Annotated in this window: 15 protein-coding genes; 7 read left to right on the top strand and 8 right to left on the bottom strand. The window is 64.8% G+C overall.

Going from position 1 to position 11,603, the window contains the following annotated elements:
• Nucleotides 1-126: 126 nt before the first annotated feature.
• The gene (locus AC07RV_RS20630; protein ID WP_296788946.1) at nucleotides 127-633 is read right to left on the bottom strand and encodes a hypothetical protein; all 507 of its coding nucleotides are present in this window, start codon (nucleotides 631-633) and stop codon (nucleotides 127-129) included.
• A gap of 23 nt (nucleotides 634-656) precedes the next feature.
• Here AC07RV_RS20630 and AC07RV_RS20635 point away from each other — a divergent pair, with 23 nt between their 5' ends.
• The gene (locus AC07RV_RS20635; protein ID WP_296788944.1) at nucleotides 657-1,775 is read left to right on the top strand and encodes a serine hydrolase domain-containing protein; all 1,119 of its coding nucleotides are present in this window, start codon (nucleotides 657-659) and stop codon (nucleotides 1,773-1,775) included.
• Between the two features lie 107 nt (nucleotides 1,776-1,882).
• Here AC07RV_RS20635 and AC07RV_RS20640 read toward each other — a convergent pair whose 3' ends face one another.
• A complete protein-coding gene (locus AC07RV_RS20640) occupies nucleotides 1,883-2,344 on the bottom strand; it encodes a hypothetical protein (RefSeq protein ID WP_296788942.1) in 462 nt (153 codons plus the stop codon).
• Between the two features lie 293 nt (nucleotides 2,345-2,637).
• Between AC07RV_RS20640 and AC07RV_RS20645 the strand changes: the two genes are divergently transcribed.
• Both AC07RV_RS20645 and AC07RV_RS20650 read left to right on the top strand, forming a co-directional pair.
• Nucleotides 2,638-3,045 (top strand): GFA family protein, encoded by a 408-nt coding sequence (locus AC07RV_RS20645; protein ID WP_296788941.1) that lies wholly within the window; start codon nucleotides 2,638-2,640, stop codon nucleotides 3,043-3,045.
• Nucleotides 3,046-3,071: 26 nt separating this feature from the next.
• The gene (locus AC07RV_RS20650; RefSeq protein WP_296788939.1) at nucleotides 3,072-3,563 is read left to right on the top strand and encodes a hypothetical protein; all 492 of its coding nucleotides are present in this window, start codon (nucleotides 3,072-3,074) and stop codon (nucleotides 3,561-3,563) included.
• Between the two features lie 51 nt (nucleotides 3,564-3,614).
• Here AC07RV_RS20650 and AC07RV_RS20655 read toward each other — a convergent pair whose 3' ends face one another.
• Together AC07RV_RS20655 and AC07RV_RS20660 are read right to left on the bottom strand one after the other, a co-directional pair.
• Nucleotides 3,615-4,115: a DUF3237 domain-containing protein gene (locus AC07RV_RS20655; protein WP_296788937.1), complete on the bottom strand. Its 501-nt coding sequence runs from the start codon at nucleotides 4,113-4,115 to the stop codon at nucleotides 3,615-3,617.
• A gap of 4 nt (nucleotides 4,116-4,119) precedes the next feature.
• A complete protein-coding gene (locus AC07RV_RS20660) occupies nucleotides 4,120-4,512 on the bottom strand; it encodes a nuclear transport factor 2 family protein (RefSeq protein ID WP_208514045.1) in 393 nt (130 codons plus the stop codon).
• A 131-nt stretch (nucleotides 4,513-4,643) separates the two neighbouring features.
• On the opposite strand from AC07RV_RS20660, the gene AC07RV_RS20665 reads away from it, so the two are divergent.
• Both AC07RV_RS20665 and AC07RV_RS20670 read left to right on the top strand, forming a co-directional pair.
• Nucleotides 4,644-5,189 carry a winged helix-turn-helix transcriptional regulator gene (locus AC07RV_RS20665; protein WP_296788935.1) on the top strand — a complete coding sequence of 182 codons (546 nt, stop codon included), beginning with the start codon at nucleotides 4,644-4,646 and terminating at the stop codon, nucleotides 5,187-5,189.
• A 179-nt stretch (nucleotides 5,190-5,368) separates the two neighbouring features.
• Entirely contained in the window at nucleotides 5,369-5,698 is a 330-nt protein-coding gene (locus tag AC07RV_RS20670; protein WP_296788933.1) for a hypothetical protein, read from the top strand.
• 11 nt (nucleotides 5,699-5,709) lie between these two features.
• Here the strand turns inward: AC07RV_RS20670 and AC07RV_RS20675 are convergent, their stop codons facing one another.
• Nucleotides 5,710-7,086, bottom strand: a complete 1,377-nt coding sequence (locus tag AC07RV_RS20675; RefSeq protein ID WP_296788931.1) for a hypothetical protein — start codon at nucleotides 7,084-7,086, stop codon at nucleotides 5,710-5,712.
• A 46-nt stretch (nucleotides 7,087-7,132) separates the two neighbouring features.
• Entirely contained in the window at nucleotides 7,133-8,422 is a 1,290-nt protein-coding gene (locus AC07RV_RS20680; protein WP_296788929.1) for a DUF2314 domain-containing protein, read from the bottom strand.
• 373 nt (nucleotides 8,423-8,795) lie between these two features.
• On the opposite strand from AC07RV_RS20680, the gene AC07RV_RS20685 reads away from it, so the two are divergent.
• Both AC07RV_RS20685 and AC07RV_RS20690 read left to right on the top strand, forming a co-directional pair.
• Entirely contained in the window at nucleotides 8,796-9,536 is a 741-nt protein-coding gene (locus AC07RV_RS20685) for a hypothetical protein (protein WP_296788927.1), read from the top strand.
• Nucleotides 9,537-9,568: 32 nt separating this feature from the next.
• Nucleotides 9,569-10,117, top strand: a complete 549-nt coding sequence (locus tag AC07RV_RS20690) for a GNAT family N-acetyltransferase (RefSeq protein WP_296788925.1) — start codon at nucleotides 9,569-9,571, stop codon at nucleotides 10,115-10,117.
• A gap of 110 nt (nucleotides 10,118-10,227) precedes the next feature.
• Here the strand turns inward: AC07RV_RS20690 and AC07RV_RS20695 are convergent, their stop codons facing one another.
• Nucleotides 10,228-10,884, bottom strand: a complete 657-nt coding sequence (locus AC07RV_RS20695) for a dihydrofolate reductase family protein (RefSeq protein WP_296788923.1) — start codon at nucleotides 10,882-10,884, stop codon at nucleotides 10,228-10,230.
• A 279-nt stretch (nucleotides 10,885-11,163) separates the two neighbouring features.
• The coding region (locus AC07RV_RS20700) for a transposase (protein ID WP_493196339.1) at nucleotides 11,164-11,603 on the bottom strand (440 nt) is incomplete at its 5' end.

The following is an 11,603-nucleotide window of genomic DNA, read 5'->3' on the forward strand; positions in this document are numbered from 1 at the left end:
ACGCGGGCTTGTAGGCGGGCACCATCCGCTTTCTAGGAATCCACCTCGACCAGGCGGCGGAGACTGCCGCATGCCGGGACGGAATTCACCCGGCCAACCCATCCTTGCCGAAGGAGGCAAGCCACCTCACCACCCGATGTGCGCAAATCCACCCTCATGATGGAAGACGCTCAGAGCGGCGATCTCACGCCAGAGAAAAATGACGTCTCCGTCGAAAAGGAACTGCGATGAGCAATCCACCGTTCGACGCAGTTCACCTCCCTGGCATTGAATCGATTGCCCGCTGCGAAAGCTCTCATCGGTCACGACGACAACTTCCCCCTCGGGGAAAGACTTCCCCCCAAACACCAGATCGAAGAGTTGGAGCTTGGCATCCGGTGCGTCGAGATCAGGCCAATCCGTGACCATGACGAACTCGTAGGCGATCCCGAGGCGATCCGCGGCTTGCAGGATCGAGTCCGGCAGGAGCTTCGCGCCGGGAAGCACGTGCTCCAGAAGTTCCAGCGGCAGCGAGGGAAGGCCCGTCATGTTCATCGATTGAGGTGGCAAGCGGGAAGCCAGGACAAGAGGCAATTCGTCTCCAAGAGACCAAGCGTCCGGATCGTCTTGTTCCATCCGGATGAGGACGATCATGCACCTCGGTAGACTCGAATCGCATGCAGTCCGATAGCGACACCAAACGCCGATTGCCCTCTTGGTGCGCATGCGGCCTTGCCCTGCTGCTCGCCAGCGCCTGCACGACCGCACCACCCGCTGCATCGCCAACCTTCCCCGAAGCCTCCTGGGCCACCGCCCCCGAACCCGCAGCAACCAGCGCCTGCCGCCGCAGCCTCGACGCCACCCGCGCCTACGTCCGCACGCTCGACACGACCGCCCTCATGGCCGTGCAGGACGGCCGCGTGCTGTTCAGCGAAGGTCCGGTCCAGGCCGTGAGCATCGTGTTCTCGGTGCGCAAGAGCGTGCTGTCGATGATGTACGGCAAGTACGTCGCCAACGGCACCATCGACCTCGACCGCACGCTGGCCGAGCTGGGCATCGATGACATCGGCGGCCTGCTGCCCATCGAAAGGCAAGCGAGACTGCGCGACCTGCTTGCCGCGCGTTCGGGTGTCTACCATCCGGCCGCCAATGGCGGAGACGACTCGGCCGCCGCGCCTCCGCGCGGGTCGCAAGCGCCCGGCAGCTACTTCCTCTACAACAACTGGGACTTCAACGCCGCCGGCACCGTGTTCGAGCGCCTCACCGGCAAGAGCATCTACGAGGCCTTCTCGCAAGACCTGGCAACGCCGCTGCAACTCGAGGACTTCGATCTCGCCCGCCATGCCCGCACCGGCAATGCGAGGCGGTCCCGGCACCTCGCCTATCCGTTCTACCTGTCCACGCGCGACATGGCGCGCCTGGGCTACCTGATGCTGCGTCAGGGCAACTGGCGTGGGCAGCAGCTGGTGCCGGCCGACTGGATCGGGCAGATCACGCACGAAACCACGCCGTCCACCCAGATGCATCCGCCGCACACGGCACGACGCGGCTTCGGCTATGGCTACCTGTGGTGGCTGCTCGAGGAGCCACCCGACTCGCCGCTGCACGGCGCCTACATGGCGTGGGGCGTGCACGGCCAGTACATCCTGGTCGTTCCGAAACGCGAGCTGGTCATCGCGCACAAGCGGCAGGTGCCGGTGGGGGACGACTGGAATCCCAGCTGGGTCGGTCCAGTGGCGTTCTTGCGCGCCGCGCGCATGTTGGCGGCGGCACCATGCCGTACAGAGGAGCGGTGAGCCCCCCGGCTCCAGCTTTGCAACGAATCGGCCGTGTCCTCAAGTCGATACGGCGATCTCGCGCAATGCCACAGCCGTCTTTCAAATGGCTCTTGCCGGCCTGACTATCACGGTCTTTCCGGATAGCCCATGAAATACAGCGACGTGGAGGCACCCTTCTCCGGCTCATCCGCAACGGGGTGAACAGGCCCCTTTGGGAGATACTCCATGCGATTGTTCGCGACCGCCGCCACATGGATTTCGGTCTCGGCGACACCATGCGTCTTCAGGAGTTCGACCAGATACCCTGCTCTCGCCACGGCGAGATTGCGGCGCTGGGTGCTTTTGCCTTCGGAGAAGGACGAGCCGGCCATGACCATGACAACCAACCTGGTCTGAGGCCAAGCTCGGGTCTTCAGGAGTGCTGCGACGACTCGCGCACGCTGGTCTTCCTCGAGAGCAATGCCTTGGGGTGGGTAGCCGATCTTCAGTTCTTCGCTGGACTGGGCCGGCGACAGGCCATGGGCCGACGCAGTGAAGACGAGCAACGCAGCGCAGAACGCCCGGCCGAGTATCGAGAAGGCTGTCATGGTCTTGAATGCGCAAGAAAAACTTCATCGCCATCATTGCCGTGCCGGCGCTCCGAGCGAAGCATGACGGTTGCCGCATGCCGATGCGGCGCGCGACTCTATCAGCGCTGCGTGACGATACGCCTCGCGGTCCACGGCGTGGAGCGCGACCTTCGCGCTCAGGGCAAACGCGGCCTCCCTCTACTGAACCGAACGACAGAGGGACGGCCCGCGCTGCAAGGTCCGTGCCCCACGGACGCGCCTTGACGCATACTAACCGCCACCTCCAAACACGCGTTCAAAGGAAGTGACCGATGCTGAAAGGAAGCTGCCTCTGCCAAGGTGTCGCGTTCGAGATCGACGGCACGATCAAGGACCCGCTGTACTGCCACTGCTCGATGTGCCAGAAGGCGCATGGCACCGCCTTTCGCGCGCGCGGCAAGATCCTGGCGAAGGACTTCCGCTGGCTCAGGGGTGAGGAACTGGTCCGGTTCTATGAATCGTCGCCGGGAGACCACCGCGGTTTCTGCTCGGTGTGCGGCTCGAGCCTGATCAGCAAGCTCGATGCGAAGCCGGCCGTGTTGGGTGTCGCGCTCGGCGTGCTCGATGGCGATCCGGGCGTGCGGCCGCTGTGTCATGTGTACGTGGGGTCGAAGGCGCCGTGGTTCGAGATCACCGATTCGTTGCCCCAGCATGAAACACGGCCTCCCCACAGCGCCTGACCGCACCATCCAACGAACACCGACGCATGAAACTCCCCTTCTCCAAACTCCTCACCGCGGCAATCGCCGTGGCCGGCATGGTCGCGCCGGCGCCCGCCCAGCCTGTCTCGCAGAACATGGAACTGATGGGCGCGATCGCCCGCGAGATCGTGAACAGCGGCGAGCCGCAAGGGGTCGATTGGGTCGAGGTCTCCGCGATCTTCTCTCTCGATGCCGATGGCGATGTCAACGGCAGCTACGGCTACGTCTACGACGCCCAGGGCCAGGCCCATGCGGCCGCCTTTCTCGAGGACCCGATCGAGCGCGAGGTGAAGGCCTATCGTGACTGGCTGCTGCACAAGGGCAGGAAAGGCGACAAGGGCTTCATCAAGATGCTTTTTCAATTCAACCGGCAGACGCGGCGGGTCCGCGCGGATTTAGAGTACGAGGATCCTCGGCGCTGGCAGGTCACGCCGGCCAACCTCGATGCCAGGGTCAAGGAGCTTCGACCCCATCTCGGTACTGCGGACGGCAAGTAGCGCGCCTACGCCGAAGGCCCCGTGCGATGGCTCGCGCGGGGCCGCACGGCATCAAAGCAGCTGATAGATGCGGAAGTCGATCCGCCCTGCCGACAGCTCGTTGTAGCCCACGAGCACCAGGTCGTTGACCCAGGTGTAGCGCTCGTCCGAGGTCTCGAGCTTGGGCGTGGTACGCAGGTAGGTCTCGCCGAAAGCGAGCCGCTCGCCCTTGGCCAGCCGCGCCCTGCCGTCGGGCGGCAGCCTGGCGATGCCCTTGCTCTCGAAGTAGATGAGCGCGCCGTCGTCGGTGCGCAAGGCGCCGCGGATGTCGAGCCGGCTGATACCGTCCGCGCCGATCACGACCCAGTCGACGCTGCCCGGCAGGAACTGGCCGCTGAGCTTCGGCCCTTCGAGCCGGCCGCCCTTGCCGATGTAGGGCACCAGCGTGCCGCGCGGCGTGGGCACGACGATCGGCGTTTCGAGATCGACCTGCAGGTCGCACAGATGGCGGATCGGCAGCGCTTCGAACAGCGGCTGCTCGAAGAGTGGCTGCTTGTGGAGGATGGCGCTCATGGGGTCAGCTCAGGGCGGCCTTGATTTCCGCGTAGTCGAAGAAGGTGTCCTTGCGCGTGACGAGCCCGTCGCCATCGACCTCGACCACATCCAGCGCATGGAAGCCACGGCGCTCCTTGCCCGGCGGCTGGAAGGTCAGCGTCCAGTCGAGCGTCCAGTGCCGGTCACCGAGCAACAGGCGGCGCGTTTCCACGCCGAAGCCCGGATAGCGCTCGAAGACTTCGCCGAACTCCTTCAGCAACGCGTCGTTGCCCCGCACCGCCGTGCCGCGGCCGTGCGCCTGGAAGGTCGAGTCCGGCGCATGCAGCGCCACGATCGCCTCGGGGTCGTGGGAGAGCCAGGCCGAGGCGTAGCGATCGGCGATGGCGGCGAGATCCAACTTGACAGGTTCAGACATGAGAAGCCTTTCGATGGGGTCGATTGCATTCGCGGAAGTCCTATCGACTCCGCGGTGCGCGAGGCGGTTTTCAAGTCGCCTCGCGAACGGTGGCGACTATACCTATGATTTTCATAGTAACAAGCGGTATGATGCCGGCAATGATCCAAAAATCGTCCCCACCCGCGTCCGCCGAGCACGAGGCGACGCATGCGCATTCGACCCTGTGCCCGATCGCGCGCGCGCAGGTCATCGTCGGCGACCGCTGGACCGTGCTCGTGCTGCGCGAGCTGTTCCTCGGCAATCGCCGCTTCGAAGAGATCCAGGTGCAGACCCAGGCCACGCCGCAGATGGTGGCGAGCCGTCTCAAGAAGCTGGAGGCCGAAGGACTGATCGAGCGCCGCCTCTACAGCGAGCGCCCGCCGCGGCACGAATATCACCTCACGCCGATGGGCATCTCGTTCCACCCGGTGTTCCTCGCACTGCGTGCCTGGGGCGAGACATGGTGCAAGGGCGAACACGAGGAGGTCGCGATTCGCTATACCCACATCCCTTGCGGGCAGGACCCGGGGCTGGGGCCGGCCTGTCAGTCGTGCGGGAAGGAGATGCGGCGGGAGGAACTGTCGGCGCGGCTAAGTGGGTCGTTCGATGCGGAGCGGCGGGAGCGGTTGCAGGCGTTCAAGGCGGGGCGGGTGTAGGGCCGGGCTCGCGACGCGCGCCGCTTCATCACTGCAAGGGCTCCGTCATCACATCTGGGTGTACTTGGCCCGGTTCCACGGAGACATCTCGAATGTCCATCCACGCGATGTCATTGCAGGCTGCATAGAATTCCCGAGTCCTCCGTTCGCCTTCACACGATCTACCCGCAGTCACGCCCATGCGACGCACGCTACCAGTCTTCGTCCTGTTGCTTGCCGCATCGAATTGCTTCGCCAAGCCGCTCCAGTTCCTGGACGAATTGCCCGTCTTATCGGCCGTTGCAATTCAGCGAGCCTGCACGCAGATCGATCCTGCGAACGCCGAGCTTCATGAGCGCAACCTCGGCAACTCGCTCGGCAAGCTGGCCCCCGAAGACGTCAAGGACACGATGGCGGCGCCCGGCTTCGACAAGCGGGTCGAAGACATGATGCGGCCCTTGTTGGCTGATGGCCGTCGCGACGCACTCATGAGCCGGTGTGTTCGCGAGGCCGCCGTATCAGGTCGCTAGCGGCCTGCGCATCAGCGGCGATTTCGCGTCGCGAGATCGGTGGCCTCGCCGCCGCTGGTCCGGCCCCCTCGATCGATCAGCAAGACGTCCTCGATCGCTTCTTCAGGAATATCGCTCTCGATATCACTGTGCTCGATGCTGCCGATCTTGATCGGAGGGTTGAAACGAGCGCGCGAACCGCCGGTACGCGGGTCGCCATCCCATCGGCGCGCGATCACGCGGCCGTCCGGTGTCCACGCCGATACTTCGTGCCAGAGCGCCCACTTGGCCTGGCGCTGCGGCAATGTCGAGTTCTTGACAGCTGCCGCCATGTCCACGCCGATGAACACCCGTGTGCCTTGGGCCTTGAGCGAAGCGTAGTGGCCTCGAAGATCAGTCAGCCGACTCTTCACGCGTGCCACCGCCATCGAAAGCTCTCGCGCCGGCCCAGCGCCGAGCGCCAGGTAATTCGAAGGCAGCAGCGCGTCGATGAAGAACATCTGGCGCTCGTAGAGATGCATGCCTGATTGGCCGGGAAACTCGAGCTGCAACAAGGAAGCACTGGACATGGGTGCCGGCGCGAATCTCAAGAATGCCGAGGCACCTTTTCGAAAGCCCGACAGCGTCGCCGCGACTTCAGGATCGTCGGTTCGCACAGTGAACTCCGAGCCGGGCGCCGCAGAAATCTTGCCGCTGACCAGCAGATTCCCCACTGCCTCGATCTCCCAGAAAGGCAGCAGCTTTCCAGGCATCCAGTCGACCACGGCGACATCTGGCACACCCAGCTTGCGAAATCCCCTCGTACGCCATCCGGTACCGTGCAGCGCCTCGAAAGTGAAGGCATCGATGGTCTCGAGACGCGGCGGATTGGACGCAGAAACGAGGGCGCCATCTGCCGATCGCCCCAGTCGCAGCCGGTCGCTCAAGGAGACCGCTTGCAGCACGCCACCCGTCTCGCCGTCGAGAAAGGCCGGCGCATCCACTGCCGCTGCGATATCTGCGGCGAACCTCGAAGCCTCGACATAGGCTGGAACACTCGCCGCCTGCGGTATGCCCACCATCACAGCCAGCGCGGACACCGGCCGTGACGCCGCCACGCCGAGGACCTCACGCAACGGCTCGCCGGTTTCCGAAATATTCGCCCGATCGACCGGCTTGCCCTTGAAGCTGCGCGGCTCGACCGCGACAGGAATGAGCCCCTTGCCTTCCCAGGCTCGCACCCCCGCGGGATCGCTCGCTCGATGCAGCAGGGGTCGCCGGGACAAAAGCACCGCGCGGGCACGGGCCTCCGAATCGGAAGGTGCCGCTGCGCGCAGGTACAGCACGTACTCGTAGTAGCGCGCCGGCTGAGACTGGGCCATGCACGCCGCCAACGCGATCAACGCACCGAACAGAGCCTTGATGATCATGGCGCGCGAGTCTCCATCACGGCATTCCCCTGCTCGGCCTGCGCGCTCACCGCTTCCCCGCCACCCCACGCTGAATCACCTTCCCCGTCTCGTTCCCCTCCTCCCGCCCGTCCGCATAGCGACGCATGTAGTCGAACACCTTCGCCTGCGACACCTCCACCATCTGCCCCGCGTGCAGGTCGGCCACTTCCACCGGTTCGTTCTTCAGCATGCCGTCGATCGCGTCGCCCTTCCAACCCGTGACCTCGACCCACATCCACTCGTTGCCGCCGCTGCGGGTGATGAAGGGCGCCTTCACGAGGATGTATTCGCCTGGCGCGAGGCCCTTCGCGAACGCGTCGCGCAGCGCGGGCAGTTGCGCCCGGGCGAGCTTGCCGGCCGCGAGGATCTCCTCGTTGTGCTTGATGCGCGACACCGAATCGTCGGCGGCGCCGAAGGTGCTCTTGAGCAGGGCCACCTGCTGCGCCGAGCGGTCGGGGCCCGGGTAACGGTCGAAGCCGATCTCGTAGAGGCGGTTGCGCGGATCGCCGCTCTCCCAGGTGCCCGCCACCAGCGACAGCCTGGCGGGCGTGGTGCCCTTGGCCTCCTTGTCCTTCGGGTCGCGCAGGCCGCCCTGCTTGAGCGTGCGCAGGTCCAGGTCGAACTGGCCGGGCCGCGCGATCTGCGCGCCCTCCACCATCGCCTGCGCGAAGCCGTTGACCAGCGTTCCCATCGGCCCGTTCATCGACCACGAGAACTGGCTCACCACCACGTCGGGCAGGCCGAACTTGCCCATGCCGAGCGTGATGGCGCGCGCGAGCTTGTTGTCGGCCTGGTAGGCGTGGATCACGATCTGCGAGGCGATGTCGGGAATGCCACCGGCCCAGGAGTCGACGCGCCGCTTCTGCCATTCGTCGGGCGTGAACAGCTCGCGCGTCTCCTCGTCCCAGACGAAGCCATTGGTGTCGCGCGCCACCTGCAGCGTGAGTTCGAGCGCCTTGCGCATGGCCGACAGCGCCAGCTTCGAGGGATGCGCGAAATCGATGATCAGCGCCTGGCTGCTGCCCTGCAGTGCCTCGGCCTGCTCACGCGTGATGCCATGGCCGAAGCGCTGCAGCATCTCCATCTCGGGTGCACGATAGGTCTGCTGCACGGTCGTGGTGTTCCAGTTCGCGAACAGCACGGGAGTGGAGACCTCGGAAGGCTTCGGCAACGATGCCAGCAGCCTGGGGGCGTCGCCGAGCTTGGCGAGCCGGCTGCGCAGCGTGGCCATGGGATCGGCCTTGGGTCGCGGCGCGTAGTAGATCGCGAACTGCGCGTGGACCGGGCCGGCTTGCAGCGGCGAGCCTGCGGGCACGGGGGTGCCGGGCTTCGGGGCGGCGGGAACGGCGGCCTGTTGTGCCTGTGCGAACGCGGGAAGCGGTGCAAGGGCCGGGGCGCAAAGCAGCAGGGCCGCCAGCAGGAGAGGACGGAGCGACTTGGGCGGGAGGCGCATGGTTCCGAGTCTGGGTGGTGAGGGGTTGGCGGATTGTCGGGGGTGTTGTGTGACGAGCGCCCAACGGATGTGATGCGCGGCTCGCGAGTGCGAATCGGCCATCACGGTATCGACGGCAGCCCGCGGGGCTGCTGGCTCTCACGGCCTGTCGTTCGCGGTGCCGGCACAATGCGGCCCATTGCAGACCTTGCGTTCACCGATATCACGCGGGTCTTGCTCGACGATTGGAGGACATGTGGCAGACACCGCCCATTTGAGAAAGCACTATGCGCAACTGGCCACCGAGGAGCTGCTGAGCTTCGAGCTCGACGACCTCGCGGAAGAAGCACAGGCCATACTGAGCGCAGAGCTCGATGCCAGGCGCGCGGATCCCGACGAAGCGCACCATTTCCGGAAGATGGCCGGGAGCCCATTCAAGCTCGACATGTGGCCAACGGATCATCCCCCGCTGCCCAAGGGACCGCCTTACTTCTGGCTGGCAGAGAGCGCCACTCACGCGCATCACATGGGAGCAGAACAGGAAGAGACATTGGCGGCTGACCTGCAGTCACTTCGCGCATCCTGTTCCGCACTTCAACTCGAGTTGCCCCAGGGCTTCCTCTTCTTCATGGATTCTCCCAGCCTCTGGAAGAAATTCAGGAGCGTGAACGGCGGCTTCTTCGATCTTCGCCGGCAACCCGTCAGGTGTCCGACGACCCATGGCTATCTGATCCCATTCATATCCGACCAGCAGTACTGCCATTTCTATCTCATGCATCTCACGCCCGGGAGCAGAACGTACGAGATCGTGTGGGCCGATGCTTCTTACACCGACGCGCTCTACGCAACGCCAGAACTCTTTGCGAGAAACCACGAGCACGACTTCGATGCCTCGGACATTCATCTTTGCAACGTTGATTTCGAGGCCTTCATGTGGAACCACTACCACGATCACGAAAAACGGTTTGCGTTTCCACCGTTTCAAGCGGTCGAATGACCCATTTGCCGTTCTCCCAGCGAGCATGACCGATGACCCCGACTCCTCCCGCGCTTCCCGACCGCATCCAGACCGCGCGCCTCGAACTCCGCGCTCCCCAGCTTTCCGATGCATCGGCGATGTATGCCTCGTACACGCAGGATGCGGAAGTCGCACGGTACATGGTGTGGCGTCCCCACGTATCCGAGGATGCAACGCGCGATTTCGTCGCTGCATGCGTCGCTCATTGGCACACAGGTTCAGCCCGTCCCTACGTCATCACCCTGAAGACAAGCGGTGAGCTCGTGGGCATGCTCGAGGCGCGTACCAAGGGGCACATCGTGAACATCGGCTACGTGCTTGCACGCAATCAATGGGGCCAGGGCCTGATGCCGGAAGCCGTTCGTGCCTTGACGGCAGAGGCGCTAGGACTGCCAGAGATATTCCGTGTCGAGGCGACCTGCGATGTCGACAACCGCGCGTCGGCGCGGGTGCTGGAGAAAGGTGGCTTCCTGCTGGAAGGCCGGCTCGCCCGCTTCACGGTTCATCCGAACATCGGCGCCGAGCCACGCGACTGCCTCCTGTATGCGGCCTGTCGGTAGTGGTGAGGACGTCGACACAGAAGTGTTGCCTTGCTCGACGCCGGGTTCGCCAAGGTTCATGGATTGCAAGCAGGCAGAGCAGAAACGACCCGCGTTCGCGTTCGATCGCCTCAAGCCGCCTTGCGCCGCAAAAACATGTGCGTAGCCCGCTCCCCCGCCACCTGCCGCTCGCAGCTGTAGCCCAGCGCCGGCAGATCCAGCCCTTCGAACAGCGCCTCGCCATGGCCCAGCAGCACCGGCCGCACGGCCAGATGCAATTCGTCGAGCAATCCGGCCTTCAGGTATTCGCGCACGGTGGCAACGCCGCCGCCCACGCGCACATCGCGCCCGCCCGCCGCATCGCGCGCCAGTGCCAGCGCCTCGTGGATGCCACCGGTCACGAAGTGGAAGGTGGTGCCGCCTTGCATCGTCAGCGGCGCGCGCGCGTGGTGGGTCAACACGAAGACCGGCACGTGGTACGGCGGCTCGTCGCCCCACCAGCCCTTCCAGTTCTCGTCGGGCCAGGGACCGCGCACCGGCCCGAACATGTTGCGCCCGAGGATCCAGGCACCCATCGAAGCAAAGCCCTGTTCGGCGATCTCGTTGTCGACACCGGTCTCGCCCTTGGCCTCGCTCCCCTTCTGCATCCGCTGCCACACCTGCGTGGGCATGAACCAGCTCATGAGTTCGGGACCGCGAACGCCCAGCGGGTTCTGCAAGCTCTGATCGGGGCCGGCGGCGAAACCGTCGAGCGAAACGCCGAAGCTGCGCACGAGCAATCGGGACATGCTGTCGTCTCCTGCAAAAAGAGGGAGGAGCAGTCTAGCGCTCGGTGCTCCTGAAAGGCGACGACGTTGTTGGTAATAAGAAGGTTCGAACGCGTCGGCAGAGATCACGCGGCATCGCGCAACCTGGTTGTCGGCACGTGGAGTCAGCTAGGATGCTAGACCCTTTCCACAGGCCGACAGATCAGGGAAAACTCACGATGATCCTGCTGGGGTTGTCTGAATTTCTGTGTTCAAGGCTCCGTGTAGGGTCCATCCATTCAGATGGACCCGCGCCACATATTACGCGGCAGGTCGTGTGAAGCGTTCGCCGTAGGCAATGGCGAACTGGTTCATGGCCTCCTTCCATTCTTTGGCTGCCCGTCCCCAGTCGGCCGTGATGTTGCGCAGCGCCAGCCACAGCAGCTTAGTGGCGGCATCGTCACTGGGGAAGTGACCGCGCGTCTTGATGATCTTGCGCAGCCTGCTGTGCAGGCTCTCGATGGCGTTGGTCGTGTAGATCACGCGGCGCACCGCCGGACTGAAGGCGAAGAAGGGAATCACGCGGTCCCAGGCACGGCGCCAGGTCGCCACGACGGTGGGGAACCTCTTCCCCCAGGGGCCGGCCTCCAGGGCATCGAGCTCGGCCGCTGCCGCCTCCGCACTGGGTGCCGTGTAGATCGGCTTCAAGGCCGCTGCCAGCGCCTTGCGGTCCTTCCAGCTCGCGTAGTCCAGGCTGTTGC

Source organism: Variovorax sp. GW821-FHT09B01 (genome assembly GCF_059418345.1).

Coding starts and splice junctions, on each gene's coding strand:
- AC07RV_RS20630 (WP_296788946.1), bottom strand. CDS start 633: ATGATCGTCCTCATCCGGATGGAACAAGACGATCCGGACGCTTGGTCT.
- AC07RV_RS20635 (WP_296788944.1), top strand. CDS start 657: ATGCAGTCCGATAGCGACACCAAACGCCGATTGCCCTCTTGGTGCGCA.
- AC07RV_RS20640 (WP_296788942.1), bottom strand. CDS start 2,344: ATGACAGCCTTCTCGATACTCGGCCGGGCGTTCTGCGCTGCGTTGCTC.
- AC07RV_RS20645 (WP_296788941.1), top strand. CDS start 2,638: ATGCTGAAAGGAAGCTGCCTCTGCCAAGGTGTCGCGTTCGAGATCGAC.
- AC07RV_RS20650 (WP_296788939.1), top strand. CDS start 3,072: ATGAAACTCCCCTTCTCCAAACTCCTCACCGCGGCAATCGCCGTGGCC.
- AC07RV_RS20655 (WP_296788937.1), bottom strand. CDS start 4,115: ATGAGCGCCATCCTCCACAAGCAGCCACTCTTCGAGCAGCCGCTGTTC.
- AC07RV_RS20660 (WP_208514045.1), bottom strand. CDS start 4,512: ATGTCTGAACCTGTCAAGTTGGATCTCGCCGCCATCGCCGATCGCTAC.
- AC07RV_RS20665 (WP_296788935.1), top strand. CDS start 4,644: ATGCCGGCAATGATCCAAAAATCGTCCCCACCCGCGTCCGCCGAGCAC.
- AC07RV_RS20670 (WP_296788933.1), top strand. CDS start 5,369: ATGCGACGCACGCTACCAGTCTTCGTCCTGTTGCTTGCCGCATCGAAT.
- AC07RV_RS20675 (WP_296788931.1), bottom strand. CDS start 7,086: ATGATCATCAAGGCTCTGTTCGGTGCGTTGATCGCGTTGGCGGCGTGC.
- AC07RV_RS20690 (WP_296788925.1), top strand. CDS start 9,569: ATGACCCCGACTCCTCCCGCGCTTCCCGACCGCATCCAGACCGCGCGC.
- AC07RV_RS20695 (WP_296788923.1), bottom strand. CDS start 10,884: ATGTCCCGATTGCTCGTGCGCAGCTTCGGCGTTTCGCTCGACGGTTTC.